The organism is Enterobacter sp. DC1 (assembly GCF_000568075.1).
In the GTDB taxonomy this organism is placed as follows: Bacteria; Pseudomonadota; Gammaproteobacteria; order Enterobacterales; family Enterobacteriaceae; genus Enterobacter; species Enterobacter asburiae.
Map to the genome: position 1 here is coordinate 366,318 of NZ_AZUA01000003.1, position 25,755 is coordinate 392,072.

Consider the following 25,755-nt stretch of genomic DNA (forward strand, 5'->3'; position numbering starts at 1 on the left):
ATCAGACTTTTCTTCATGGAATAATAACATGCAGCCAAACGACATCACTTTTTTTCAGCGCTTTCAGGACGACATTTTGGCCGGGCGTAAAACCATCACTATCCGGGATAAAAGTGAATCCCATTTCAAAACCGGCGATATCCTGCGGGTGGGACGCTATGAGGATGATGGTTATTTTTGCACCATCGAAGTAACAGGAACGTCAACCGTTACGTTCGCCACATTGACGCAAAAACATGCTGAACAGGAGAACATGACCCTGGATGCATTGAAAAGCGTGATCGCAGAGATCTACCCCAGGCAGAACCAGTTTTATGTGATTGATTTTAAATGTTTATAATTAAAATCGAAACGCACGTTCGCTGAAATTAAAGTGTAACTGTCTGATTGTAATTTAGAAACGTTATGTTTAACTTTATTTTAGCTAACAGGTGTTCACTGGAATCATTCTCAGTTAGCATAGTTATGCGATGAATAATCATCTTTTGTTTTCCCGGAGTTTTGTATGGTGAGTAGACCATTAATCGCACAGGGATATTCGCTGGCTGAGGAAGTAGCCAACAGCATCAGCCACGGCATTGGCCTGGTGTTTGGGATTGTCGGTTTAGTGTTATTGCTGGTGCAGGCGGTGGACGCCAATGCCAGCGCGATGGCCATTACCAGCTACAGCCTGTATGGCGGGAGTATGATCCTGCTGTTCCTGGCCTCGACGCTGTATCATGCGATCCCGCATCAGCGGGCCAAGATGTGGCTCAAGAAATTTGACCACTGCGCTATCTATCTTTTGATTGCAGGCACCTACACACCGTTTTTGCTGGTGGGGCTCAACTCACCGCTGTCGCGTGGCCTGATGATTGTTATCTGGAGCCTGGCACTGCTGGGGATCCTGTTTAAGCTGACCATCGCGCACCGGTTTAAGGTGCTGTCACTGGTCACCTATCTGACAATGGGCTGGCTGTCGCTGATTGTGGTGTATCAACTGGCGGTCAAACTGTCGGTAGGGGGCGTAACGCTTCTGGCCTTAGGCGGCGTGGTGTACTCGCTCGGCGTGATTTTCTACGTCTGCAAGCGCATCCCGTACAACCATGCCATCTGGCACGGCTTTGTGCTGGGCGGCAGCGTATGCCACTTTTTGGCGATCTATTTGTACGTGGGGCAGGTGTAGTTTTTTCCACCGTGCGGGCGGTTGCCCTCACCCCGGCCCTCTCCCACAGGGAGAGGGAGGGCACCTGGATACGATTACTCTTCTAACGAATATGGCAACGGCTCGATGCTCAGCGTGTTCGCATCGTCACGCACGCGGAACACGCTGTCGGCTTCCATGTCGTTGTTCATGACGGCTTGAACCAAAAGACGTCCATCATCCAGCTGTACGGCGGCTAACACGGTGCCGGTGCGGCGCCAGTTATCACCCATCTTCAGCTCTAAGTCTTCACCCGCTTCAGGTACACGGCTGGCATGGCCCGTCAGCGTCCACAGCGCACGTTTGTTTGCGCCGCGGAATTTTGCACGCGCCACCATCTCCTGTCCGGTGTAACAGCCCTTTTTAAAGCTGATGCCGCCCAGCGCCTGAAGGTTTGTTGCCTGGGGAATAAACTGCGCGCTGTTTGCGGCGTCAATCACCGGCAGACCCGCTTCGATGTTCAGCGCCAGCCACTGCTGACTGTTGTTGAGCTGCGCTTCGCCGCGCAGCGCTTCGGTCACTCGTTCGGCCGTTGCCGCATCCGTGACTAACAGGAAACGCTCCGCCGGGTGTTCAAACCACAGGATGGAGGTCGCGCCTTCGCTGACCACCTGCTTTTCCGCATCCGGCAGTTCGCTGAAGAGATTTTTCAGCGCCGCACGGGCCTGGAAACCGGCCACACCCAGCAGGACATGTTCGTCGTCCGGGGCGATAGTGACTTTGGAAAAGACCGCGTACTTCTTCAGCTCTTTGAGCTGGGCCTCTTGCAGGCTGCGGCGCTCAATAAAGGCAAAGCCGTCCTGACGGCGGAAGATACGCAGGTTGCTCCACATTTTGCCTTTTGGGTCGCAATGCGCGGCCAGCAGGTGCTGGTGTTCGGTCATCTGGCTGACGTCGGCGGTCACCTGGCCCTGCAGATATTTTTCGGCGTCGGCACCGGTGAGCGTTGCCAGCGCCCAGTCATCAAGAGAAATAAGCGTCAGCGGCAGACGCGCAGAGGCGGCGGGCTGGCGAGGAGAAAATGGTGTAAATGCCATAACGATATCCTGAATTGCTTAACGCTTTGATAATGCCTAATGGTAAAAGAGCCTGCAGGCAATGCAAGCGCTTTCAACAGACCATTTGTGCCCTAAACCGGTTATGCGTAGCGCTACGCAAAATAATGTAATCCGCTGTCTTTGTAGGGATTATTCTGGAAGCCTGCTCGGCGATCGCAATATTCCAGTAATGAAACGGTCAAAAACACGTTACACTAGCTGGTGTCCCCGTAGAGAAATAAAGAACACTGAACGGGGTACCGACTGTGCCAAACGTAATGCAGGAAACTGAACATGGATATTAACAACAAGGCCCGTATTCACTGGGCGTGCCGTCGCGGCATGCGTGAACTTGATATTTCCATCATGCCTTTCTTCGAATATGAGTATGACAGCTTAAGCGATGACGATAAGCGTCTGTTTGTTCGCCTGCTTGAGTCTGACGATCCGGATTTGTTCAACTGGCTGATGAACCACGGCAAACCCGCCGACACCGAGTTGCAACGGATGGTGCAATTAATTCAAACACGGAATCGGGAACGTGGTCCTGTGGCAATCTGATCTTCGCGTCTCGTGGCGTTCGCAGTGGATGTCTTTATTGCTCCACGGCCTGGTTGCGGCCTTTGTGTTACTGATGCCCTGGCCGCTGAGCTATACGCCGCTGTGGCTGCTGTTACTGTCATTTGTCGTTTTTGACAGCGTACGCAGCCAGCGTCGCATTAATGCCCGTCAGGGAGAGATTAAATTACTGATGGATTCCCGCCTTCGCTGGCAGGGTAAAGAGTGGGATATTCTCGGTATGCCCTGGATGCTCAACTGCGGCATGATGTTACGGTTACGCAAGGTGGACGGCGGTCGTTGCCAGCATCTGTGGCTGGCGGCTGACAGTATGGATGCTGCCGAGTGGCGAGACCTGCGCCGGATGCTGTTGCAACAGACGACGCAGGGGTAATGCGCGTTAGCTAAACTTTTCAGCCATTTCGCCCAGAATCTGCTCGCACCAGCTTTGCAGGCGCTCATCGCTGAGATCGTACTGGTTGGTTTCATCCAGCGCGAGTCCAACAAACAGCTCGCCGTCGGCAATAATCGGTTTTTTACTGGTGAACTCGTAACCTTCGGTTGGCCAGTAGCCGATAAACGACACCCCTTTCGGCGCCAGCTTGTCGTGCAGCATGCCGAGCGCGTCCAGGAACCATTCCCCGTAGCCCAGCTGATCCCCCATGCCGTACATGGCAATGATTTTGCCGTCGAGATTGACTGAATCGAGTTGACCCCAGATGGCTTCCCAGTCTTCCTGTATCTCACCAAAATCCCAGGTTGGGATGCCAAGGATCAGGACATCGTACTGTTCCATCAGCGCGACCGCGTCATCTTTCAGGTTATGCAACGTCACCAGTTCCGGGCCAATGATGTCGCGAATTTTCTCTGCCGCCATTTCGGTGTAGCAGGTGCTGGAACCATAGAACAGACCAATATTCATCGCGTAACTATCTCAATTCTTGCTTTGACTATGCGCGTAGTGTACCAGAAACCGGTCGCAATCAGGCATAATGGCCTGACTGCAGAATCAAAGGGGCTGATGTGGAAAAGGATCTCGCACTGATCGAACAGTTTCTCGACGCGCTGTGGCTGGAGAAAAATCTGGCCGAGAATACCCTCAGCGCCTACCGTCGCGATCTCACCATGCTGGTGGAGTGGCTTGCGCACCGGGGGTTATCCCTTGCGAGCGCGCAGCGTGACGACCTGCAGGCGCTGCTGGGGGAACGTATCGCAGGGGGCTACAAAGCCACCAGTTCCGCGCGTTTGCTCAGCGCCATGCGTCGGCTGTTCCAGCACCTCTACCGTGAGAAGATTCGTGAAGACGATCCCAGCGCGCTGCTGGCATCCCCTAAGCTCCCGCAGCGGCTGCCGAAAGATCTCAGCGAAGCACAAGTTGAGAGATTATTACAGTCACCGGCTGTTGACCTGCCGCTGGAGTTACGCGATAAAGCCATGCTTGAGCTATTGTATGCTACCGGCTTGCGCGTTTCGGAACTGGTTGGCCTGACGATGAGCGACATCAGCCTGCGTCAGGGCGTGGTGCGCGTCATCGGTAAAGGAAACAAGGAGAGGCTGGTTCCGCTGGGTGAAGAGGCGGTTTACTGGCTGGAAACGTACCTGGAGCACGGTCGTCCGTGGCTGCTCAATGGTACGTCTATCGACGTCCTGTTTCCGAGCCAGCGCGCCCAGCAGATGACGCGGCAAACGTTCTGGCATCGCATTAAGCATTACGCCACACTGGCGGGTATCGACAGTGAAAAGCTTTCGCCGCACGTATTGCGTCACGCCTTCGCGACGCATCTGTTAAACCACGGCGCTGATTTACGCGTGGTGCAGATGCTGCTGGGGCACAGCGATCTTTCCACGACGCAAATTTATACCCATGTCGCGACGGAACGCCTGCGGCAGCTACACCAACAGCACCACCCTCGTGCGTGAGTGCCGACGAATTGTAACAGGATCACATATGAAAAAGTCTTTCGCGCTGTTCACCCTGCTGGCAGCCTCATTTACCGGTTTCGCCCATGCGGACGACGCCGCCATCAAACAGTCGCTGGCTAAGCTTGGCGTCACCGGTAGCGATATTCAGCCTGCACCGGTTGCCGGCATGAAAACGGTACTGACCAACAGCGGCGTGCTGTACGTCACCGAAGATGGCAAACACATTATTCAGGGGCCAATGTACGACGTGAGCGGCGCGCAGCCTGTGAACGTCACCAACCAGCTGCTGATGAAAAACCTGAACGCGCTCGAAAAAGAGATGATCGTTTATAAAGCGGCGCAGGAAAAACACGTTATTACCGTCTTCACCGACATCACCTGCGGCTACTGCCACAAGCTGCATGAAGAGATGAAAGACTATAACGCGCTGGGCATTACCGTGCGTTACCTGGCCTTCCCGCGCGCGGGCGTGCAGAGCCAGCCAGAGCAGGACATGAAGGCGATCTGGTGTGCGAAAGACCGCAACAAAGCGTTTGACGACGCCATGAACGGCAAAGGCGTTAAGCCGGCCACCTGCGACATTGATATCGCTAACCACTACGCGCTCGGCGTGCAGTTTGGCGTGAGCGGTACGCCAGCGATTGTTCTGAGCAACGGCTATGTCGTTCCGGGCTATCAGGGACCAAAAGAGATGAAAGAGTTCCTCGACGCGCACCAGAAACAGTTTGGTGGTAAATAATCCGCGTGAAAGCCCCGATAAAATTGCGCCGCCGCGAGGCGGTTGAACACGTTGATTTGCCAGACGATCTCCCGGCGCTGCTTAAGCGCCTCTACGCCAGCCGCGGCGTGCGTAGCGCTGAGGATCTTGAACGCAGCGTGAAAGGGATGCTGCCGTGGCAGCAGTTGAGCGGTATCGAAAAAGCCGCTGAAATGCTCTACAACGCGCTTCGTGAGGGAACGCGGATTGTGGTGGTAGGCGATTTCGACGCCGACGGCGCAACCAGCACCGCGCTGAGCGTGCTCAGTCTGCGCGCGCTGGGCTGCGATAACGTCACGTATCTGGTGCCGAACCGCTTTGAAGACGGCTATGGCCTCAGCCCGGAAGTGGTCGATCAGGCCCACGCCCGTGGTGCACAGATGATCATGACCGTCGATAACGGGATCTCTTCCCATGCGGGCGTCGATCATGCTCACGCTTTGGGGATCCCGGTGCTGGTCACCGATCACCACCTGCCGGGCGAAACGCTGCCGGATGCGGAAGCGATTATTAACCCCAACCTGCGCGACTGCGATTTCCCATCGAAATCCCTCGCAGGCGTGGGCGTGGCGTTTTATCTGATGCTGGCGTTGCGTACCCTGTTACGCGACAAGGGCTGGTTCGACTCCCGCGGTATTGCCGTACCGAACCTGGCCGAATATCTCGATCTGGTGGCGCTGGGTACCGTCGCGGACGTGGTGCCGCTTGATACCAATAACCGCATTTTGACCTGGCAGGGCTTAAGCCGCATCCGGGCGGGCAAGTGCCGTCCTGGGATCAAGGCGCTGCTGGAGATTGCCAACCGCGATCCGCTCAAGCTGGCGGCAAGCGATTTGGGCTTTGCCCTCGGGCCGCGTCTGAACGCTGCCGGAAGGCTGGACGATATGTCCGTCGGCGTGGCGCTGCTGCTGTGCGATAACATTGGTGAAGCACGCGTGCTGGCCAACGAGCTTGACGCGCTGAATCAGACCCGTAAAGAGATTGAGCAGGGGATGCAGGCCGAAGCGCTGACCCTGTGCGAAAAGCTTGAGCGCAGCGGCGATACGCTGCCGGGCGGCCTGGCGATGTACCATCCAGAGTGGCATCAGGGCGTGGTCGGCATTCTGGCGTCGCGCATTAAAGAGCGTTTCCACCGTCCGGTGATCGCGTTCGCCCCCGCGGGCGACGGCACGCTGAAAGGCTCTGGCCGTTCGATTCAGGGTCTGCACATGCGCGATGCGCTGGAGCGTCTTGATACGCTTCACCCGGGTCTGATGATCAAGTTTGGCGGCCATGCGATGGCGGCAGGCCTGTCGCTGGATGAGGCGAAGTTCGACGAGTTTCAGCGGCTGTTTGGTGAACTGGTCACCGACTGGATCGACCCAGCCCTGCTGCAGGGGGAAGTGGTGTCCGATGGCGAGCTTTCACCGCTTGAGATGACGATGGACGTGGCGCAAATGCTCCGAGATGCCGGCCCGTGGGGGCAGATGTTCCCGGAACCGCTGTTCGACGGGCGTTTCCGCCTGCTGCAGCAGCGTATCGTCGGCGAACGTCATCTGAAAGTGATGGTCGAACCCGTGGGCGGTGGTCCGCTGCTGGACGGCATCGCCTTCAACGTTGACACAGCGATATGGCCGGACAACGGCGTGCGCGAGGTTGAGCTGGCGTACAAACTGGACATCAACGAGTTTCGCGGTAACCGCACCCTTCAGATCATCATCGACAATATCTGGCCAATTTAGCGGCAGTAATCTCTATAAAAAAGGGCGTGGATTCGGTACAATCCCGCTCTTATCACCGCATTTTGACAAGTCCATAAAAGAAAACAGACCATGTTTGAAATTAATCCGGTAAAAAACCGTATTCAGGACCTCACGGAGCGCTCTGACGTTCTTAGGGGGTATCTTTGACTACGATGCCAAGAAAGAGCGTCTTGAAGAAGTAAACGCCGAGCTGGAACAGCCGGACGTCTGGAACGAACCTGAACGCGCACAGGCGCTGGGTAAAGAGCGTTCCTCTCTCGAAGCTATCGTAGATACGCTGGATCAAATGGCCCAGGGGCTGGAAGATGTTTCCGGTTTGCTGGAGCTGGCCGTCGAAGCCGACGACGAAGAAACCTTTAACGAAGCCGTGGCAGAACTCGACGTGCTGGAAGAGAAGCTGGCGCAGCTTGAGTTCCGCCGTATGTTCTCCGGCGAATACGACAGCGCTGACTGCTATCTCGATATTCAGGCTGGTTCTGGCGGCACCGAAGCGCAGGACTGGGCCAGCATGCTGACGCGTATGTACCTGCGTTGGGCAGAAGCGCGCGGCTTCAAAACCGAAATTATCGAAGAGTCTGAAGGTGAAGTTGCGGGTCTGAAATCCGTCACCATCAAGATCATTGGCGATTACGCCTACGGCTGGCTGCGTACCGAAACCGGCGTTCACCGCCTGGTGCGTAAGAGCCCGTTCGACTCCGGTGGCCGCCGTCATACCTCCTTCAGCTCCGCGTTTGTTTACCCGGAAGTTGATGAAGATATTGATATCGAAATTAACCCGGCGGACCTGCGTATCGACGTTTATCGCGCATCCGGCGCGGGTGGTCAGCACGTTAACCGTACGGAATCTGCGGTGCGTATTACCCACATTCCAACCGGGCTGGTAACACAGTGCCAGAACGACCGTTCCCAGCATAAGAACAAAGACCAGGCCATGAAGCAGATGAAAGCGAAGCTTTATGAGCTGGAGATGCAGAAGAAAAATGCTGAGAAACAGGCGATGGAAGACAACAAGTCCGACATCGGTTGGGGCAGCCAGATCCGTTCTTACGTCCTTGATGACTCCCGCATCAAAGACCTGCGTACCGGGGTTGAAACCCGCAACACGCAGGCGGTGCTGGACGGCAGCCTGGACCAATTTATCGAAGCAAGTTTGAAAGCAGGGTTATGAGGAACCAACATGTCTGAACAACAAGCACAGGGCGCTGACGCGGTAGTCGATCTTAACAACGAACTGAAAACCCGCCGCGAGAAGCTGGCAGCGCTGCGCGAGCAGGGCGTGCCGTTCCCGAACGATTTTCGTCGTGACCATACCTCAGACCAACTGCACGCTGACTTCGACGCTAAAGAGAACGAAGAGCTGGAAGCGCTGAACGTTGAAGTGGCCGTAGCAGGCCGCATGATGACCCGTCGTATCATGGGTAAAGCCTCCTTCGTGACCTTGCAGGACGTTGGCGGCCGTATTCAGCTGTACGTTTCCCGTGACGACCTGCCGGAAGGCATCTACAACGAGCAGTTCAAAAAGTGGGACCTGGGCGATATCCTGGGCGCGAAAGGTAAACTGTTCAAAACCAAAACCGGTGAACTGTCTATCCACTGCACCGAGCTGCGTCTGCTGACCAAAGCTCTGCGCCCGCTGCCGGACAAATTCCACGGCCTGCAGGATCAGGAAGCGCGCTATCGTCAGCGCTACCTGGACCTCATCTCTAACGATGACTCCCGCAAGACCTTCAAAATTCGCTCCCAGATCATGGCCGGTATCCGCCAGTTCATGGTGAACCGCGACTTTATGGAAGTGGAAACCCCAATGATGCAGGTGATCCCGGGCGGCGCATCTGCGCGTCCGTTCATCACCCATCACAACGCCCTGGACCTGGACATGTACCTGCGTATCGCGCCGGAACTGTACCTGAAGCGTCTGGTGGTCGGTGGTTTCGACCGCGTGTTCGAAATCAACCGTAACTTCCGTAACGAAGGTATCTCCGTACGTCATAACCCAGAGTTCACCATGATGGAACTCTATATGGCGTATGCGGATTACAAAGATCTGATCGAGCTGACCGAATCCCTGTTCCGCACCCTGGCGCAGGATATTCTGGGTACCACCCAGGTTCCTTACGGTGAAGAAGTCTTTGACTTCGGCAAGCCGTTCGAAAAACTGACCATGCGCGAAGCGATCAAGAAATACCGTCCGGAAACCAACATGGCGGACCTGGATAACTTCGATTCTGCGAAAGCGATCGCCGAAAGCATCGGTATCAAGGTTGAGAAGAGCTGGGGTCTGGGCCGTATCGTGACCGAGATCTTCGAAGAAGTGGCCGAAGCGCACTTGATTCAGCCGACCTTCATCACCGAATACCCGGCTGAAGTCTCTCCGCTGGCGCGTCGTAATGACGAGAACCCGGAAATCACCGATCGTTTCGAATTCTTCATTGGCGGCCGTGAAATCGGCAACGGCTTTAGCGAGCTGAACGATGCGGAAGACCAGGCTCAGCGCTTCCAGGATCAGGTTGACGCGAAAGCGGCAGGCGACGACGAAGCGATGTTCTTCGACGAAGACTATGTGACCGCGCTGGAGCACGGCCTGCCACCAACGGCGGGTCTGGGGATTGGTATCGACCGTATGGTGATGCTGTTCACCAACAGCCACACCATCCGCGACGTGATCCTGTTCCCGGCAATGCGTCCGGTGAAATAAGGCGTTCAGATGTAAAAAAGCCCCGAAAGGGGCTTTTTTATTGCGCCGCGAAGGCTTTGAGTTTTTCGCGGGCGGTCGTCGCTTCCATGACCATCCATGGGCTAAAGGCCCAGGGCGTCGCCTCCAGCGCGCGGAATAACGCGTCCAGCTCAACCCACTGATAGTCCATCACTTCATCTTCGTTTATCGTCACGTCGTTGGTGATGCGGGCAGCGAATACCGGGCAAATTTCGTTTTCCACGATCCCGGACGGGTCGGTTTCCCGATAGCGAAATTCAGGGGCGACGGCGGTGATATCGGCCAGTTCAGCGCCGACTTCAAAGCGGCAGCGGCGGATTATCGCCTGTATCGTCTCTTCGCCGGACTGCGGGTGGCCGCAGACGGAGTTGGTCCAGACGCCGGGCCAGGCTTTTTTACTTAAGGCGCGCCGGGTGATCAGACATTCGCCGTTTGCGTTAAAAAGCCAGGAGGAGAAAGCCAGATGCAGCGGGGTATGTAAGGTGTGCGCGGCATATTTTTCCTGAGTGCCAATCACCATTCCCTGGTCGTTTACCAAAATAACGTGTTCTTGAATACTCATTGATGCTCCAGTGCCAAAATGCCGAGTGGTTCAGCACCATCAGCCGGATCATTATACTGCATTCTTATACGAACGGTTTGGCGTGTAGAGCGGAAAAGGGCATGACCCATATTCGTTTTGGCTGTTATCATAGTGCGCCATTCACGCTGACCGAGGATCTGTTTTGTTTGCAGGAAGCCTGATGAGAAACCCCATCACCGCCATTTTTTGCCTGACGCTGACGCTATTGCTGGCGGGCTGCTCAGGGAGCAAATCTTCGGATATGGGCAGCTATTCCGGTTCGGTCTATACCGTTAAGCGCGGGGATACGCTGTACCGGATTTCGCGCGCAACGGGAACCAGCGTGAAGGATCTGGCGCGGCTGAATAATCTCTCACCGCCCTATACCATCGAGGTGGGGCAGCAGCTGAAGGTTAGCGGCGGATCGTCCTCGGGCAAAAAATCCTCTTCGAAAGGCAAAACCGCCAAAGTGACGCCGTCTTACGCGGTGCCGCAGTCGTCCTGGCCGCCGGTCGGTCAACGCTGCTGGGTCTGGCCGGCCAGCGGTAAAGTGGTGCTGCCTTACTCCCTGTCTGAAGGGGGGAACAAAGGTATTGATATCGCGGCTGCACGCGGTACGCCGGTTTATGCCTCCGGAGCAGGGAAGGTGGTTTACGTGGGTAACCAGCTGCGCGGATACGGTAACCTGATCATGATTAAGCATGGCGAAGACTACATCACGGCCTATGCGCATAACGATACGATGCTGGTCAACAACGGGCAGAACGTCAAAGCCGGGCAGAAGATTGCCACCATGGGCAGCACCGGTACGGACGCGGTGAAGCTGCATTTCCAGATTCGCTATAAGGCGACGGCCATCGATCCGCAGCGTTATCTTCCTGCGCCCGGCAGCAAACCGAAGTGCTAAGTGATTATTTTATCGCCGGTTAGTTGTTAAGAGACTTGTATGAAGGTGCGTAAGGTCTATAATGCCATACGCACCTCAAAGCGGGCGTAGTTCAATGGTAGAACGAGAGCTTCCCAAGCTCTATACGAGGGTTCGATTCCCTTCGCCCGCTCCAGACCTTTAAAAGCCTTGTAGCTCAATGAGTTAGCTCTAAGGTAATGTGACCAAAGTACCGCTATTTACCCTGATAGTTGCCGCGATTTGTTGAACGGTGAACAGGGAGTTTAGCAAAGCGCTGGCGGTCGTTCCACTGGTCATACCGCGATAGCCCAACATGAACTGAAAGCCGCACACCCGGCACGATTCCTTGAAACTTTTAGTGAAGCGCATTTTAGCCCGATGCCCCCGTTCTGTCGCCGTCGCGAGACGCCGCAGGGGATAAACAGGTTTATGGTGGTCACGGTACTTGCAGACCATATGCAAGCTCTGCCAGCGGTTCGGCCTCGCTCCCCTTGGGTACATGGTCATCCTGATAAGCCTCACTATCTGACATAACCCTGATGAAGTCGCCAGACGCTCCGTTTGTTGTCTTACCACCAACGGGGCTAATTGACTTCTTTTATTTAAAAAAATTTGCGGTATCATCTGATTGACAAACCAAATATCTGGGGGGGGGGCTATATGACTTGCGTAGAAGTTGCTGTATGGAGCGATGACGCTTGTTCAAAGCAAATTGTAGAGTTCGATTTGCCTATTTCTGTCTGCGATAGACATGATTTTTTTCTGAAAGCTGTTAATGATCATCTGGTCGATAAGGAATATATAGAAGATCAACATGAAAATTTTTTGACTAACCTTGAGTTATCCGAAGTTAAATCAATCACAACATCAAGAGATGTTATGTATGATTGTTATATGATTGATAAACACACTAATGAATGCACACATGTTTATTCTGGTCATAAGAAGATGCAAATTTCTTCTCGATCTATTTAACTTTGTTGTTAATCTGTAATTTTGTAGTTTGAGTTGTCGTTTTTATTTGAATGAAAATATTTTCGATAAGGATAGAATTATGAAATCACGTGACCTCAAAACAATTCATGATTTGATTGCAACTAATTATCAGAAACTTGACCTTGGCAATGGTCGCTTTTTACATACTTTTCAACCTGCAACAACTGATACAACATATCAGTTTGAAGCTAATTTCGAAGATGTCATCGTTGAGGGAGAACGATATAACATTGGTTTCACCGAGGAAAATGGCTGTAAGGTAGTTGACCTATCCTGTCTATCCAAAGCGTCCATTTTGGATAAAGATTTTAGCTATCTATATGCTCGTAATATGTCAAAACAAAAACATGATGAAAATAAAGGAAAGAATGACTCGCGGGTAAAATATCAATCCGAAGATGGTTATTACTGGGGTAGGAAATATGCGTGGCGGGAATTTGGTTTGGTTTTGCCTCGCGATGCCTTCGAAAGCTATTTAATTGATTGTGTTAAGCACCCTACAATTGAATGCGTAGTCGAAACCGAGGGGTATCCTAAAGGTGAGGATTCTATTGCCTTTAAAGAAAATGGCCTTGAAAAAGCCATAGATGAGTTAATAGAAACTGCTGTTATGGTTAACAAAGGGCCTTATTTTAAATCTCCATTGTACTTTAACAATGAAAAAAAATTTACTATTAAGGGGGTTCCTGCGATAACAGATAAAAAATAAAATAAACTATAAATAAGGTTGATATGTTGTTTGAGTTTTTATCAGCCTTATTTTATTTTCTTGTCTGCTTTTTAATCCATTCTTTATACCATTTTGAAGCTGTACGGTATGATACCCTCATTATATAGGAGGCAGCGAGCGGAGTTGCTTTTGCATCATAGAGCATGAGTATTCCTTTCGCACCTTCCGCGCTGAATGTGCCATTACTTTTTGTGTTTTTCGGATGGCCGGGTTGTATAGTATCCATAACTTCCCGTGGAATGTTGCGGATTATTTTGTTTGTGGTTTCTATAGTAATATTCAGCTTATCAATCCCAGCGTTAACCTTTTTCTTTAACCGCTTAATCTCCTTAAGGTATGCTTGCTCTGCGGCGTCAAATGCCAATGTGTTGAAAGATAACTCAAAGCAAAATGACTTTTCCATCATTTTTCTTTCTATATCCTTTCTAAACTTTTGTATGCGTTGGACTGCTGAGTAATCATACTTTGCTATTTTATGTCCGTTAGGGAGGTCATACTCTGCCAGATTTGAATATGCTCCAATATCTATGGTAATTCTGTGGATCTCATGGCCTATAGTATTACGGTAGTCAATCATTTCTTTCAGTTGTACGCTTTCTTCTTGTGTTATGACACCTTCTAAAATGAGTAATTCATGTGCTTTTTTAAAACTAATTTGCTCTTCGTTATTTGTTTTTGGGTTCGTGTTATCAAGGATTTTTCTTAGGCGTTTTGTAACTTTGACAGAACTGATAATAAAACCTTTCAGGTTTTCTACATAGAAAAGCACTAACACCATTTCTAGCGCTCGAAGTTTAAGTACATCTGCTTCTAAAGTGGTTACGGTACGACCATGTGGGCGATATCTTTCCATTCCTGAAAACTCCCCATTCAACCATCAGTATAATAATTAGTAGCTTAGTAGCTTAGTAGCTTGAGTAATCTGTGGCCTTAAGTCAATCATGATGGATGAGTAGTATGTATTGAGTCCTTTGTAGCTCATGTCATTTCAGGTATTCTTAGCTTGAAAAATTGCACGCTTATGGTTGCCCCTCCCTCAACGATTAAGGTTTCAACTTCCCCCATGCGCCTCTCCCAGCCGAAGGCTGGGCGGGCTGTATATCGATTTGCCTTTCTCTGTGGCGTTTATGACCCTGTTTCGCGTTCTGACCGTGAGGCTGTGGGTTAGGGTTAGTCTTCTCTTTAAACGCTAAATCACTCTTGAATCTCCACTGTTAAAGCACTTTGCGTTGATGCTTGGCGCTTCTCTTGGCTGTCGTTATTGTTTTGGCTTCGGTGTCATCAATCGTTCGATTCTTGCTACCTGTCTGAGTGATTACTATCTGGTGTCATCAATTTAGGGTTTGACCAAATGCTACCACCAATGCAATGATGCTACCGTTTTGTGATACCAGACGGGTGAGGTGACCATGAGGACTTTTATCTACTGCCGCGTTTCAACACGCGAGCAGGATACGCAGAATCAGGTGCTGGCTATTGAGCGTGCCGGGTACAAGGTGCCTGAAAGCAGGGTAATCAGCGAGGACATTTCTGGTAGCGTTCAGGCTATGCAGCGCCCTAAGTTTCGGGCGATGGTTGAGCACAAGCTGGAAGCGGGAGATCAGCTTGTCGTGCTGAAATTGGACAGGCTGGGGCGTGACAACATCGATGTGCAGCAGACCATCGACATGCTGTTAGAACGCGGCGTGAGTGTGGTGTCGCTTGACCTGCCAGCGCGTGATCTGACTTCATCTGAGGGCAAGCTCATCCGCCAGATGTTTGGAGCCTTTGCTGAGTTCGAGCGAAACCGTATCCGTGAGAGGACGCTGGACGGGCTGGAAAAGGCGAAAGCCAATGGCGTTAAGCTGGGACGCAAGGAAGCCACCGACACCACTCAAAAGGTGCAGGAGCTGCGGAGTGAGGGGCTGTCTCAATCGAAGGTAGCGAAGCGTCTCGGCGTTAGCGTGAGCACCGTTAAACGCCACTGGAACAAGGGCGAGGGGTGATGACCTACAAGCGAAAGAGGTACTACGACTGGCCGTTACTGGGCTGTGGGTGATGGATGACCTACAGCTTTTGTATTGAGTTCAGAGGGTTATGATATGCGTTTTATCATAACGATATGATTTATAATGTATTTTCGTGTTACTTGCGGCTCTCGATGTGAAGAGGTGGCGGGGCTTCAGCCGTGCCAGACGATGAACATCGAGATCAGATTGTGAATGTGATTCATCACTGAACAATTCGAGGGATGGGCAGGGGAAGGGATCAAAGGCTGTGTTGTCCAGTCTCAAAGCCAGACAGGAGACGGAGTAGCATCACTTGGTTGAGCTGTTTTAAAGATGTATTTTTTGTACATGTACAAAAAAGGGTTCTTCCCCTACATCCCCATCTCCTAATCAGTGTTATCGCTTCACGCTCTCCACTGGCTGCGCTTCTCGCAGTGCTCCAGCCCGGTCCATCGCCTTTGGCTCATTCCCGGTCTTCGCCCGCTGTGATGCTCGGCCACTCTACGCAACCGTGCTTGCCGTGGCAGGCAACGCGGCGGGGATGTGTAGTGGTACGGTACTCTCTACTGGTACTGTATTTTTCATATCATTTTCCTTATCACATTCGCTTACAGGTATTCATCTCAGAGCTTCAACCCTGCGGCCTCTTACTGTGCCTGCTGCCACTACCCTACTGCGTTTACGTTCTGACGTCTGTGATCCTGTCAGATTCCATCCAATGAGAACTACTATATTGGGATACGGTACACACAATGCCGCTACTAACCGCATCCATTCCATTGTTCCGCCAAACCTACCAAAAGTTATCAAATAATTACCCGTAAAGTCAGATAGAGCAAGGCTTGCAATGGATCTGATTAAATATCGTTCAAATAAAGGTGTCTACTGTGGGGAGACGGATCATCGGCGCCAATGCAATGAAAGCATCTACTAAGAAGGACAGGCTGCCACACTCTCGGCGCTTCCGTCCTGCGCCCCATTCTTAACTCACCTTAATTTTTGGAGATTTCACCATGCCAACGAACCTACGCCGTTTGCTTGCGCAGGCTGCCGATGCTGACCCGCTCAATATCGCTAACGCCGATGTACAGCAGATGATCACTGACGGGGCTGTTATTCGACGTTCCAAGATCTGCCCCGTTAAGCGTAAACCCGTTAAGGCGGCATACAACACAAAGACGGAAGAGTTTTATTACAATGCTGATGGTTCCGCGATGACCCTGCGGGAGTGGCGAACGCTGCACGGTGTTCAACCGAGGAAGCAAAAACAGCGTTCTGACACGGGGTTACGGCAAGTAATCCAGCCCGGTGACGCGGTACATTGCCGACGCGCTGAGATAGAGATGTGGCTCAACAAGAAGCCTGCTCGTTATGTTGACCCGCTGCCGCCAGATTTTCCCTATGTTCGCGTAGACGATGCCGCGTTGAAACCGCGAGAGCACGCCGTGCCGGAATCAACAACCGGACAGAATGCTTTTCTCAAAGCCTGCCGCGAGTTTCTGATTTGCGATGAGAAGACCATGCGCCGTATTAACAGGGGCATGAGTAAACTGGAAGCGATGCGTAACGCAGATTTCAAACGCTACGGAGACTCAGGGGAGTTTCGTCAATTGTGGTGTGGAGAGTCGAAGCCTACCGAAGATAGATTTAATAGTTCTAATCATCATTGTGACCCGAACGGCTTGGCTGCTTCGCCGTCTGTGCCGCCACTGAATACTGCACCGTATGAGTTCCGCCCGCTGGCTCGCTGTGACCGAAATGCACGCGTTAGCCTGCTGCCACCTGATGGGCTGGAGTGGAGGCCGGGGCAGTTGTCTGTTGCTGATGCGATCTTTTCCCGTGGCAGTGATGTGCTTGCCGTTCTGCCTACCGGGTATGGCAAAAGCGCTGCCTTCACTTACCCATTGATTTATGAATCCCGCGCTGGGGTTGGCCTGTCTGTAATCGTGGTTCCCACTAATACCCTAAAGCGCCAGATTCTCCGCCAGTTGCGGGATGCTGGCGTTCACGCTGTGGCATTTGGTGACAAGCTGCCGAGGCACCGTAACGCACAACAGTTGGCGGGACTGGCTGCCGGGGCGTTCCGTGTTGCTGTTGTTTCGCCTGAACATCTGGTTCCGTCGAGTCAGGTTTTCGCGGCGCTGATGGTCTACGGCGTTGATCGTTTTATTATCGATGAGGCACATACGGTCAAAGACTGGGATTTCCGCCCAGCTTACGACGCAATGCAGCACACACTACAGAATGCTTTTCCTTCGGCTCAACGCTGTGTGTTTACGGCTACGTTGCTACGTGAAAATGAGCGCAGTTTAATGGAGGCGCTGGGATGCCGTGGCGATTACGTCACATTCCGTGCTGATGTTGCTCGCGAGAATATCCAGTTGATTCCGGTTAGGCAGTGCCGCCAGCTATACCGTGCGGCTGTTGGTCTGGCCGAGGCTCTGCCGGATGAAGAGAAGACGCTCATTCTCGTCAATGACCTTAAGACGTTGCGGGCGTACCTGAAACTCTTGGGCGACCGGGCGCGGCCATATCACTCGAAGACGATGCACCTGAGTAATGAAGAACGCCACGCAAACGCTGAGTGGTTTGCCACTACGCCGGGCGCGATTCTGATTGCGACTAAAGCCTTCGGGCTGGGGGCTGATGTACCAGACATTCGCAACGTCATCGTTACATATATTCCTGATGACCTGCCTGACCTCATTCAGATGATTGGACGAGCCGGGCGTGATGGTCAACCTGCCCGCGCGTTTTTGCTGTGGTCATCGCTGGCGCTCGATGCTGCACCTGATGAGCTTGCTTACTTCTACCGTGCTGAAAACTGCAACTGGCAGTACATCGCTAAATACCTCTGAGCCGAAAGGCTCCCTCTGATTTTCTGGAGTTATTCATATGCCTGTTACCGAACATGCGCAGCGTCGTGCTGCGCGTGCGGATGCGCTCGTCACCGCACAATTAGCCTTTGCCCTGAACGGCTATTCCTTTGATGGATTGGCTGAGCGCCATCGCCAGACCCTTAACCGCGAGGCTTTGTTACGTCAAGCAAGTACGCCGCTACAGCGGTATTGCCTTCTGAATGGTTGCGAGGCGTGGGAGTGTATGGCCGCTGTGCTGAACCGCATGAAAAGGCCGGATGGCTCACGTTGCTGGAAAGCTGTCCGCTTGTCTGATCGGGTTTTCAATGGCCGAGTGCATCCGGTGCGCAAGACTCCTGATGAAGTTTACGCCGCCATTGCCCGCCGTTTGTTTCTGCCGAAGCCCGTGCATCAAGAAGTGATTCAGCACATCCGTGCGCTTGGCCTGTTGCCTGTCGGAGATAACCACTAATGACGAAATCTGAATTTGAAGCTGGCTCGTGGGAATTAAAAACCCTGCTGCTGGGGGCGCTGACGCGCAGGCTTAAAGAGGACGAGGCAGGAGAGTCCCGCATGGCTGCCGCCGAGTTGTCATCCTGCGTTAATTTTCTCAAACAGCATGCCGCCGATGCGCCGGACGCATCTTTCAATAACGTGTTCCCGGAGGATGACAACGAATGACGCCACACCAGTTTAGGGCGTGGTTCGCCTTGCTCCCTGAGAAATACCAGAAGCAGGCCAAAACCATGTACGACAACGCCCGGCGCGGCGGTGGTGTCCACACCGCTTCCAGCCTCGTATTGATTAAAGACCTTGTAGAAGATTCGATTAACTTTGATGGAGAGTTCCAATATGACAACCACCAGTAACGCGACCTTAACCATTGCGAATATCCAGCACATCAACACGCTGGTGTACAAACAGCTTCTGAATAACGAGCAAATCGCTGCGGCCACTGGTTTCAGCCCGAGCGACATCGACCGTGTAATCCGTGGCGTCTATGTCGATGACTTGGCCGAACAGTGGAAAGACGGTGCTGATATTACTCTGGCTGAATACAACGCCATCCGCAGCCGCTATAAGCCCGGCAAGCTGCACCGTGATACGGAATTTATGATTGCCCGCGATATGCTGATTCGCCCTGAGACTGTGCTGGCTATCGCACATTCCCGCTTTAGCAACGCCCACACCCACCCGATGCCGAAAGCTGTTAAAGCGAAGCCTGAGAAGCCGCAGACGATGCGCCGCCTGTCTAGCGCTGATCTTGACGAGGCGCACAAGCTGGAGCGCTTTGGCTGGCCTGTCGGTGAGATCGCCGGAAAGCTTGAAATTCCTGTTGAAGCGGCTGCTCAAGTGCTGCGCCTGCTGCGTAACCGCTGGAGCTATCCCGATATTCTGGAAGACGTTAACACGCGATTCGGGGCTAAGTGATGGCAGAGAACGAACCGCTGCACCCTGCCGTTAATCCCGATCTCTATGTGAATCTTGACGAACAGCGTGAAGGGTACGCCCCGTTTGAATCACGCGGCTGGGATGTACTGACAAAGAACCTGTCCGGGGAAGGGCGAACTGACCCCGGCCAAACGCTTAACCAGAATCCGAAACAACGCCCACGCGGCTCCGTTGGTGAGCGTCGTTGGCTTCGCCGTCACGGGCTTATTTAACTGAGGATTATTTCATGAGCACCATCATTTTAATGGAGCCACGCCGCGCGGCTGATTGCGGGCAACAATTGAAATTCATTGCTGACACCTTGAATCTACGCCAAATCGATTTGGCTCATGTGTACCAGATCGACAGACAAGATCTCGGCAAGGCGTACCACGGCCAGAAGATGATTCCTGCCCGATGCGTACACGCTCACATGCTTTTACTTGAACTGGCACATCGCCGAGTTACGTCACAAGAGGTTGAATAAACATGGCTGATAATCAAAACCCTTATCTCGCTGCTGGCGCTGATGCTGCGCCGCAGCAATCGCCATACATGGCCGCACCTGTCGGGGCTGATAATGGCGCATCACGTTTTAGCTCTGTGCCTGCTGATGCCGATTTCCTCCGTACCCAGCCCGTTAACGGTAATGATGGCGGCCAATGGAATAATGGCAACATTGCTAATCAGCAAGACCAGAACGCGGACAGCGCCGGGGCGCAGGTGGGCGATACTATCCCCCTGATGGATGGGACAGCAATTGAGTACACCGCCGAGCTGCAAGGGTTGATGGGGCAGTTTCACCAGTCCATAGAAAGCCAGCTTGGGCAAGGGACAGTTGACGCTATGTTGCAGTACGCAGGCAAACTCGATGCCGGGACGCAATCAACCCTTGAGCGGATGGTTATGTCTGGCGACCCTGCTCAGATGCAGCGGGCGGTTCAGTATCTGCAAGAGCGTATGGCTGGCGGTTCACAAACTGGTTATGTCCAGCACGGCCAGACTACCGCGCAACCTGTTGGTATGTCTCATGCTGAGTTTATTGCAGCGTATGACCAGCTTTCGCAATGGGCGCAGCAATCGGGGTATGGCCCCGGTCATCTCCAGTACGACGAGCAATACCGCGCTCTGGTTGCGCAGCGTTCCGCTGGCAAACGCGCTGGCCGCTAAGCAATCGCCTGTCCTGTCTTCCCCACGTCTTAACCTTATGTTTTAGAGCCTGAATCGCGTTGTGCATCGCCAGATGTGCATTCGTATACCTGCGCCTGTAAAACGCGAAATTACCTCTCAAACACCACACATAAATCCACTTTGCATTGAGATCTGACAATGACCTTACTGACACCTGAAAACGCGGCAGCGGCTAGGGCTGCCCGTAGCGCAAGGATTGAACACTGGAAAGCCAACGCCAGCCAGCTTAAGCAGGACTTTGCCGACGAAGCGCACTGGCGGCGGCTCGCCTCACGCTTCGGCGTGCGTATGCCCTCGGCGTATGTTCCCGGCTCGGAGCTACGATTGCTGCGCCGGGCGGCCAAACGCTCGGGCATCTCTGGTGCTGATATGCGCGATGCTTTTGGTGGGGGCGTTGCGCACCTGCACGAGCTTAATCCCCATTGGCCTGCCTTCGCGCTTATCGGCCTGATTCTTGAGATCGCGGCTGAAAAAGCTGCTGCCTGATTCATCCCATTCTCTTTTCCCCTTTTCTATAAATCGCGCTGGCTAACGCTGGCGCGGGAGCTATTTCTATGACTGACAATGTTTATACCCCTGACCAATTCCGCCCGCACTGGGGCGGTGTGGATGCTGACAACGACATTCACATTGAAGCGTATGACCGGGACGTTCAGACCCGCCTTGAGGCAAAGAGCGTGTTTCTCGCCGAGGGGCTGAGCACATACAAGCCGCTGAAAGCCAGCAACCAATATCGTGTTGATCGCCTGAGTGGTGATCTGGAGGTGAAGGGCAGAACCGCAGGGCAATCGCTGGAGCCTGCCGCCGTTAAGTCGGACAAGCTGATTATCTCTGTGGATACGCTGAGCTATATCCGCGTCCCGATTGACTATCAGGATGATTGGACTGCACCCACCTTTCGCGCAGAGCTGAGCCGCAATATGGGTACTGCTCACGCTAAATTCTACGACGAAGCGCACACCATCCAGCTAATCAAAGCGACTGACTTTGTACCGCCGCCGACACTGCAACCAACGTTTAACCCACTAACGGATAACGTTGTATCACTCGACCTGACAGCGGGGAGCGAAGAGGACGCCGCAAACGAATTGGCTCACGCCGTCAAAGCGGCTGCTAATCGCTTCCTCACTGAGAAAGATATTCCGGTGCCCGAGCTGGTACTGCTTATCGACCCGGCTTGGTTCAGCATCCTGATGGAACATAAGAAGCTGATGAACGTCCGTTACAGCCGGGATAGTGGCAACGATTACGCATGGCGGCGCATCGGTTACGTGGCCGGGGTGAGAGTCATTGAGCTGAACAGCTACCCGCAGGAATCCATTACCGGGCATGAACTGGGCGCAGATTATGATGTTACCGCAGAGGAAGCGCTGACACGGGCGACACTGTTCCGGCCTGCGTCTGTACTTATGACAGTCGAAGCGCAGAGCGTTATCAATCGCCAGTGGGACGATGAACGCGAAATGACAATGGTGATGGATTCATACCGCCTGTTCAACGTTGGGCTGCGTCGTCCTGACTGCGTTATCAATTTCCGACAAGCTGCATAACTGGAGGGGCTGAGTCATGGTTAATGATGCTTACGCCCCTGAGCTGCTGCGCTCTTTGTTTCGGTACGATGCGGAGACTGGTCGCCTGTTCCATGTAGTGGACAGGGTAGGAGCCAATAAGCGTGTTTACGCTAGAGCCGGGGAACTGGCCGACACCGCAACGGACAACGCCGGGTATCGGCGCGTGTCTGTCCGCATTGGCGGAAAGTCACTCATGCTTTACGCGCACCGCGTCGCCTCCACCATTGCTAACGGTGGTATCCCTGCCGGGATGCAAATTGATCATATCAACGGCATACGTGATGACAATCGACTGATTAACCTCCGCACTGTGACACCGCAGGAGAATCAGCACAACTACCGCAAAGCGAAGGGATACAGCCGTCATTCCTGCTCTGGTCGGTGGGAGGCTTACATACGTGTTGGTGGTGTTCGGCATCACCTCGGTTTGTTCACTACCGAAGCGGCTGCGCGTGCTGCGTACCTGAAAGCGAAGCGACTCTATCACCCATCAACACCAGCCGACTTATTAATAGCTGCGTAATTCTCGGAGGTTCATTTAATGGCTGTTGAAAAGCCGATTAAGCCGCTGGCCGAAGATGACTCGCGCCGCCAGCGTTACGCCGAACTGCTGGTCGAAGCGCAGCGCATGACCGTCCCACGATTACAACCGGGTGATGCTGATGGAATCATGTGCCAGCTTGCGGCATTGCTTGGCGCTCCTGTCCCCTCTGTTGGTTCCCTGACTGAACACGCCGTGGCGTGGCGTGCCTGTCTGCTTGAACAAGGGCTTGGTGAACTGCTGGAGGGAAACAGCAAGCAGGTGCTGACCATCTTTTTTTTACTGTGCTGGAAAGATGCTGCCGTGAAATTTGAAGGAGAACGCCGGGAAGAGATGGCCGCAGCCCGTGAGGGGCTGACGGTTGAGCGGTTTCGGCAAACCCACCCAGTTAATGACGAGGAGAAGGGCAATGGTAACAACGATTAAATTACGGTGGCGGTACATTGACCCGCCGCCGATGACGGGCGCACTTGCTGACCTGAAACAATGGGTGGCAGATGCCGGGACGCCTGAGCTTGAAGCTAAGTTTCGTGAGCTGCTGGGACTGGTGCGCCGCAACGGTATCAGTGATGAGCTGGTCTATTCGATGGCGTCTGAACTCGACGCACTGCTTAAGCTACGCCAGCGGGAAGAGTTTGAAGCCTGCAAACGTGCTGACCATGACGACGAGGATTTAGAGCGCTGGTTGCATGGAGAAATATATAATGGCGACTCTTGAACAGAAATTGAGAAAAGCACTGCGCGGTTATCTTGAGCGTCTTGGCAATATGTCTCTGGCTGACCGGGTTAAATACGCTGATGCTTTTGAGGATGTTTATAACATTGTGCTGAATAGCCCCGGCAGGCTGGAACTGCGCCGCGCTGACGTGGCTGCCGTCCGTGTCTTCCTTTGGAACTATCAATACCGCCGCTGTGCCATAACGGGTAAGCCGTTGCGCCTTGCGTCTGCTGTGCTGGATCACTGTCATCGAACTGGGCGTGTACGAGCTGTTGTACATCGCTCTGCTAATGCGGCGGAAGGCGGTTGCCATGTGGGGCGGCTATGTGGGCTGTCACTCGCCAGCATGAGCACAATGTTGGTGAGCTACCGCCGACAATACAAGGGGCTTGGCGTCATCTACCCCACTTAATATTATCGTTTTCGCTGGTTTTATGATCAGTGTCAATTGTTTGATTATTGTACGTTTACTGGTAGGGGAGGCAGCCATATAACATATGTGCAGGCAAAAGCCTGTATCACGAGGATTCAGTAAAATGACTGATAATAAGAAGAAAGTTGGTACACCTGATAACGATTTAATAAGTATCAAACAAGATTATGAGAAACGTGATTGGGCTAAAAAGTTTGGCGTCAGTGAGGATAAACTGACAAGAGCTGTAATTGCAGTAGGACACTCGGCTAAAAAAGTGCAGGAGTGGTTGAAGAAAAACTAACGAATAAGCGCCTTTCGAGGCGCTTTATTTTTCTATATTATTCAGGATAAAAATAATGGCTAATAATCTCATAATTACATACGACTTAATAAAGACAAAAGATTATCCAGCAGTGCACAATGCTATTAAGTCGTTAGGCGCTTGGGCAAAAGTGACAGAATCAAACTGGTATGTTAATTCAGCTTATACTGCCGAGCAGGCCGTTAAAGTTGTAAGAGGAGCAATGGATAATGACGACAAATTAATGGTTGTCGATGCCACTCACAATATTGCTTATTGGTGCAATCTACAAAAAGACGTAGAAACCCATATTTTGCGTGAGTGGCATCAATGATAAAAAGGGGCATGTCCCCTTAATTTTCAATAGAGCCATAATAATTTACTAGCTCAACATATCCGGCTAATTCCTTCATCCCAGCTCCTTTGCTATATGTCCTGAATGCTTCCGTTTTAGCTTTCTGTTCGATATGCCCGGTGATTGCACCTATGCGCTGTTCTGGTACGCCAGCCCTGTCTAAGCAGGTAATGAAGTGACCGCGTAGTGAATGGAAGCATTGGCGATCTGTAGCCGCTGGCAGCACGCGACGGCGTAACCGTGTGAATGCTTGTGAGTACCATGGCCCACGTTTTCCATCGGCCCTTTTTATTTTGTTCGATTGCGGCAGCAGGTACTCTCCGCTGTTCTGGCTGAGATATTTATCAACAATGCCGATTAACAGCGAGTGAATAGGGACGTGCCTTACTCCCGCTTTAGTTTTAGATTTGCTGACGTAGAAGCACCGTATCCCTTCAACTGTGACGATCTCATCTCGTTTGATGCTGGCGATTTCGTCGAGACGCATACCGGAATACAAGCCGATTATGATTACGTCCCCTATCTCGCTACCTGCCTCTTTTATTAATGCCTGTAACTGGTGCGGTTCAAAAGGTTGATAACTTTCATTCGTCTGGCGAGCTTCCAGATTGTGGCCGTGAAAGGGATTATCAGGGGCGATATTGTCATATTTACGCCGGGCGAAGTCATACAGTGTCCCTAAACAGGTTAGCCAGTTTTGCAGCGTCTGCCGGGAAAATTTATCTTGATTCACCTCCAGAAAGTCAGAGACGAGACGCCGCCCGATTCCGTTTATAGTAATGGTTGGGCGCTTAATTGAATTGGTGAAGGCCGATACAGCGCGAGCGGATTTACTCAATGTCGAGTAAGAGCGTCGAGCTTTGTATTGCTCTGCATATTCTTTACTGACATCTGTCAATTTTGGTGATGCTGGTTTCCCTCGTTCTGCTGGAGTAGTTACTGGCGCGGTAATGTCGCTGGATATTCCTGCCAGTAAATGAAGATCTGAAATAGCAGAATGAATCCGGTTAATGGGGTTATCCGGTTTCATCATGAGCTGGAGCTTACGGAATTCTAATAAGTACTGGTCACGGAAAATGCGAGCTTGCATGATGTCCCGCGTGCCTGTCGATTTCTTGAGCGAACGTCGCCCGCCCCACAAGTGGCGCATGTACACCGGGACATAGATTTGAAAAATGAATATCCCATCCTTGTTTGCATAAAGATAAGAAGTCTTCTTGATTGGCATGGTAATTACCTTGTAATCTACCGCTACCAACTACCGGGATAAGTACCGCG

General features: G+C 52.5%; 34 protein-coding genes and 1 tRNA gene. 30 read left to right on the plus strand and 5 right to left on the minus strand.

Going from position 1 to position 25,755, the window contains the following annotated elements:
* The first annotated feature begins 28 nt into the window (after positions 1-28).
* Complete coding sequence (yqfB, locus tag P346_RS09950; RefSeq protein WP_032660103.1) at positions 29-340, plus strand: N(4)-acetylcytidine aminohydrolase; 312 nt, start codon at positions 29-31, stop codon at positions 338-340.
* 165 nt (positions 341-505) lie between these two features.
* Entirely contained in the window at positions 506-1,165 is a 660-nt protein-coding gene (gene trhA, locus P346_RS09945) for a PAQR family membrane homeostasis protein TrhA (protein ID WP_023309101.1), read from the plus strand.
* Positions 1,166-1,239: 74 nt separating this feature from the next.
* Here the strand turns inward: trhA and ygfZ are convergent, their stop codons facing one another.
* Positions 1,240-2,220 (minus strand): tRNA-modifying protein YgfZ, encoded by a 981-nt coding sequence (gene ygfZ / locus P346_RS09940; protein WP_032660104.1) that lies wholly within the window; start codon positions 2,218-2,220, stop codon positions 1,240-1,242.
* Between the two features lie 294 nt (positions 2,221-2,514).
* On the opposite strand from ygfZ, the gene sdhE reads away from it, so the two are divergent.
* Both sdhE and P346_RS09930 read left to right on the plus strand, forming a co-directional pair.
* The gene (gene sdhE / locus P346_RS09935) at positions 2,515-2,781 is read left to right on the plus strand and encodes an FAD assembly factor SdhE (RefSeq protein ID WP_010435322.1); all 267 of its coding nucleotides are present in this window, start codon (positions 2,515-2,517) and stop codon (positions 2,779-2,781) included.
* On the plus strand, positions 2,762-3,172 hold the full coding sequence (locus P346_RS09930; RefSeq protein ID WP_021242050.1) for a protein YgfX: 411 nt from the start codon (positions 2,762-2,764) through the stop codon (positions 3,170-3,172). The genes sdhE and P346_RS09930 overlap by 20 nt, the downstream gene beginning before the upstream one ends.
* A gap of 6 nt (positions 3,173-3,178) precedes the next feature.
* Here the strand turns inward: P346_RS09930 and fldB are convergent, their stop codons facing one another.
* The gene (gene fldB / locus P346_RS09925; protein WP_032660106.1) at positions 3,179-3,700 is read right to left on the minus strand and encodes a flavodoxin FldB; all 522 of its coding nucleotides are present in this window, start codon (positions 3,698-3,700) and stop codon (positions 3,179-3,181) included.
* A gap of 101 nt (positions 3,701-3,801) precedes the next feature.
* Here fldB and xerD point away from each other — a divergent pair, with 101 nt between their 5' ends.
* The 5 genes from xerD to lysS all read left to right on the plus strand — a co-directional run bounded on the left by xerD (position 3,802) and on the right by lysS (position 9,895).
* A complete protein-coding gene (xerD, locus tag P346_RS09920) occupies positions 3,802-4,698 on the plus strand; it encodes a site-specific tyrosine recombinase XerD (protein WP_023309098.1) in 897 nt (298 codons plus the stop codon).
* Between the two features lie 28 nt (positions 4,699-4,726).
* Entirely contained in the window at positions 4,727-5,440 is a 714-nt protein-coding gene (gene dsbC, locus P346_RS09915) for a bifunctional protein-disulfide isomerase/oxidoreductase DsbC (protein ID WP_032660108.1), read from the plus strand.
* A gap of 5 nt (positions 5,441-5,445) precedes the next feature.
* A complete protein-coding gene (gene recJ / locus P346_RS09910; protein WP_032660111.1) occupies positions 5,446-7,179 on the plus strand; it encodes a single-stranded-DNA-specific exonuclease RecJ in 1,734 nt (577 codons plus the stop codon).
* 90 nt (positions 7,180-7,269) lie between these two features.
* Positions 7,270-8,368 (plus strand): peptide chain release factor 2 gene (gene prfB, locus P346_RS09905; protein ID WP_096151315.1). Its coding sequence is split into 2 segments (ribosomal slippage): positions 7,270-7,344 and positions 7,346-8,368, totalling 1,098 coding nucleotides; the frame shifts between segments, so codons are not numbered across the junction.
* Between the two features lie 9 nt (positions 8,369-8,377).
* The gene (lysS, locus tag P346_RS09900) at positions 8,378-9,895 is read left to right on the plus strand and encodes a lysine--tRNA ligase (protein ID WP_029740338.1); all 1,518 of its coding nucleotides are present in this window, start codon (positions 8,378-8,380) and stop codon (positions 9,893-9,895) included.
* Between the two features lie 37 nt (positions 9,896-9,932).
* Here the strand turns inward: lysS and idi are convergent, their stop codons facing one another.
* On the minus strand, positions 9,933-10,475 hold the full coding sequence (gene idi / locus P346_RS09895) for an isopentenyl-diphosphate Delta-isomerase (protein WP_032660114.1): 543 nt from the start codon (positions 10,473-10,475) through the stop codon (positions 9,933-9,935).
* A gap of 181 nt (positions 10,476-10,656) precedes the next feature.
* Between idi and actS the strand changes: the two genes are divergently transcribed.
* From actS to P346_RS09880, 4 genes are all read left to right on the plus strand, one after another.
* Positions 10,657-11,382, plus strand: a complete 726-nt coding sequence (gene actS, locus P346_RS09890) for an amidase activator ActS (protein ID WP_152537859.1) — start codon at positions 10,657-10,659, stop codon at positions 11,380-11,382.
* Positions 11,383-11,462: 80 nt separating this feature from the next.
* Positions 11,463-11,536 (plus strand) — tRNA-Gly (locus tag P346_RS09885).
* A gap of 506 nt (positions 11,537-12,042) precedes the next feature.
* Entirely contained in the window at positions 12,043-12,357 is a 315-nt protein-coding gene (locus P346_RS23265; RefSeq protein ID WP_152537861.1) for a hypothetical protein, read from the plus strand.
* A gap of 79 nt (positions 12,358-12,436) precedes the next feature.
* Positions 12,437-13,087, plus strand: a complete 651-nt coding sequence (locus P346_RS09880) for a hypothetical protein (RefSeq protein WP_032660122.1) — start codon at positions 12,437-12,439, stop codon at positions 13,085-13,087.
* 52 nt (positions 13,088-13,139) lie between these two features.
* On the opposite strand, the gene P346_RS09875 is transcribed toward P346_RS09880, so the two are convergent.
* Positions 13,140-13,961 carry a hypothetical protein gene (locus tag P346_RS09875; RefSeq protein ID WP_032660123.1) on the minus strand — a complete coding sequence of 274 codons (822 nt, stop codon included), beginning with the start codon at positions 13,959-13,961 and terminating at the stop codon, positions 13,140-13,142.
* Between the two features lie 556 nt (positions 13,962-14,517).
* Here P346_RS09875 and P346_RS09870 point away from each other — a divergent pair.
* The 17 genes from P346_RS09870 to P346_RS09795 all read left to right on the plus strand — a co-directional run bounded on the left by P346_RS09870 (position 14,518) and on the right by P346_RS09795 (position 24,456).
* Entirely contained in the window at positions 14,518-15,093 is a 576-nt protein-coding gene (locus P346_RS09870; RefSeq protein ID WP_032660125.1) for a recombinase family protein, read from the plus strand.
* A 1,016-nt stretch (positions 15,094-16,109) separates the two neighbouring features.
* Positions 16,110-17,954 carry a DEAD/DEAH box helicase gene (locus tag P346_RS09865; protein WP_032660127.1) on the plus strand — a complete coding sequence of 615 codons (1,845 nt, stop codon included), beginning with the start codon at positions 16,110-16,112 and terminating at the stop codon, positions 17,952-17,954.
* 37 nt (positions 17,955-17,991) lie between these two features.
* A complete protein-coding gene (locus P346_RS09860) occupies positions 17,992-18,426 on the plus strand; it encodes a hypothetical protein (RefSeq protein WP_032660129.1) in 435 nt (144 codons plus the stop codon).
* Positions 18,426-18,635 carry a hypothetical protein gene (locus tag P346_RS09855; RefSeq protein ID WP_032660131.1) on the plus strand — a complete coding sequence of 70 codons (210 nt, stop codon included), beginning with the start codon at positions 18,426-18,428 and terminating at the stop codon, positions 18,633-18,635. Before P346_RS09860 ends, P346_RS09855 begins: the two co-directional genes overlap by 1 nt.
* Entirely contained in the window at positions 18,632-18,823 is a 192-nt protein-coding gene (locus P346_RS09850) for a hypothetical protein (protein WP_032660134.1), read from the plus strand. Before P346_RS09855 ends, P346_RS09850 begins: the two co-directional genes overlap by 4 nt.
* The gene (locus tag P346_RS09845) at positions 18,807-19,385 is read left to right on the plus strand and encodes a hypothetical protein (RefSeq protein WP_032660135.1); all 579 of its coding nucleotides are present in this window, start codon (positions 18,807-18,809) and stop codon (positions 19,383-19,385) included. The genes P346_RS09850 and P346_RS09845 overlap by 17 nt, the downstream gene beginning before the upstream one ends.
* Entirely contained in the window at positions 19,385-19,618 is a 234-nt protein-coding gene (locus P346_RS09840) for a hypothetical protein (protein WP_032660138.1), read from the plus strand. The genes P346_RS09845 and P346_RS09840 overlap by 1 nt, the downstream gene beginning before the upstream one ends.
* Before the next feature lie 14 nt (positions 19,619-19,632).
* Positions 19,633-19,872 (plus strand): hypothetical protein, encoded by a 240-nt coding sequence (locus P346_RS09835; protein WP_032660140.1) that lies wholly within the window; start codon positions 19,633-19,635, stop codon positions 19,870-19,872.
* Positions 19,873-19,874: 2 nt separating this feature from the next.
* Positions 19,875-20,555 (plus strand): hypothetical protein, encoded by a 681-nt coding sequence (locus P346_RS09830; protein ID WP_032660143.1) that lies wholly within the window; start codon positions 19,875-19,877, stop codon positions 20,553-20,555.
* Positions 20,556-20,714: 159 nt separating this feature from the next.
* Complete coding sequence (locus tag P346_RS09825; protein WP_032660145.1) at positions 20,715-21,062, plus strand: hypothetical protein; 348 nt, start codon at positions 20,715-20,717, stop codon at positions 21,060-21,062.
* A gap of 68 nt (positions 21,063-21,130) precedes the next feature.
* A complete protein-coding gene (locus tag P346_RS09820) occupies positions 21,131-22,126 on the plus strand; it encodes a phage capsid protein (protein ID WP_032660148.1) in 996 nt (331 codons plus the stop codon).
* A gap of 16 nt (positions 22,127-22,142) precedes the next feature.
* Entirely contained in the window at positions 22,143-22,670 is a 528-nt protein-coding gene (locus P346_RS09815; protein WP_032660150.1) for an HNH endonuclease signature motif containing protein, read from the plus strand.
* Positions 22,671-22,688: 18 nt separating this feature from the next.
* Positions 22,689-23,114, plus strand: coding sequence for a hypothetical protein (locus tag P346_RS09810; protein WP_032660153.1), 426 nt, complete (start codon positions 22,689-22,691; stop codon positions 23,112-23,114).
* Positions 23,098-23,406 carry a hypothetical protein gene (locus tag P346_RS09805; RefSeq protein WP_032660156.1) on the plus strand — a complete coding sequence of 103 codons (309 nt, stop codon included), beginning with the start codon at positions 23,098-23,100 and terminating at the stop codon, positions 23,404-23,406. The genes P346_RS09810 and P346_RS09805 overlap by 17 nt, the downstream gene beginning before the upstream one ends.
* Positions 23,393-23,818 (plus strand): endonuclease domain-containing protein, encoded by a 426-nt coding sequence (locus P346_RS0121755; RefSeq protein WP_443112211.1) that lies wholly within the window; start codon positions 23,393-23,395, stop codon positions 23,816-23,818. Before P346_RS09805 ends, P346_RS0121755 begins: the two co-directional genes overlap by 14 nt.
* A gap of 124 nt (positions 23,819-23,942) precedes the next feature.
* Positions 23,943-24,122: a DUF3606 domain-containing protein gene (locus tag P346_RS09800; RefSeq protein WP_032660157.1), complete on the plus strand. Its 180-nt coding sequence runs from the start codon at positions 23,943-23,945 to the stop codon at positions 24,120-24,122.
* 55 nt (positions 24,123-24,177) lie between these two features.
* Entirely contained in the window at positions 24,178-24,456 is a 279-nt protein-coding gene (locus tag P346_RS09795; RefSeq protein WP_032660160.1) for a hypothetical protein, read from the plus strand.
* 19 nt (positions 24,457-24,475) lie between these two features.
* Here P346_RS09795 and P346_RS09790 read toward each other — a convergent pair whose 3' ends face one another.
* Complete coding sequence (locus P346_RS09790) at positions 24,476-25,705, minus strand: tyrosine-type recombinase/integrase (protein ID WP_032660163.1); 1,230 nt, start codon at positions 25,703-25,705, stop codon at positions 24,476-24,478.
* Positions 25,706-25,755 lie beyond the last annotated feature (50 nt).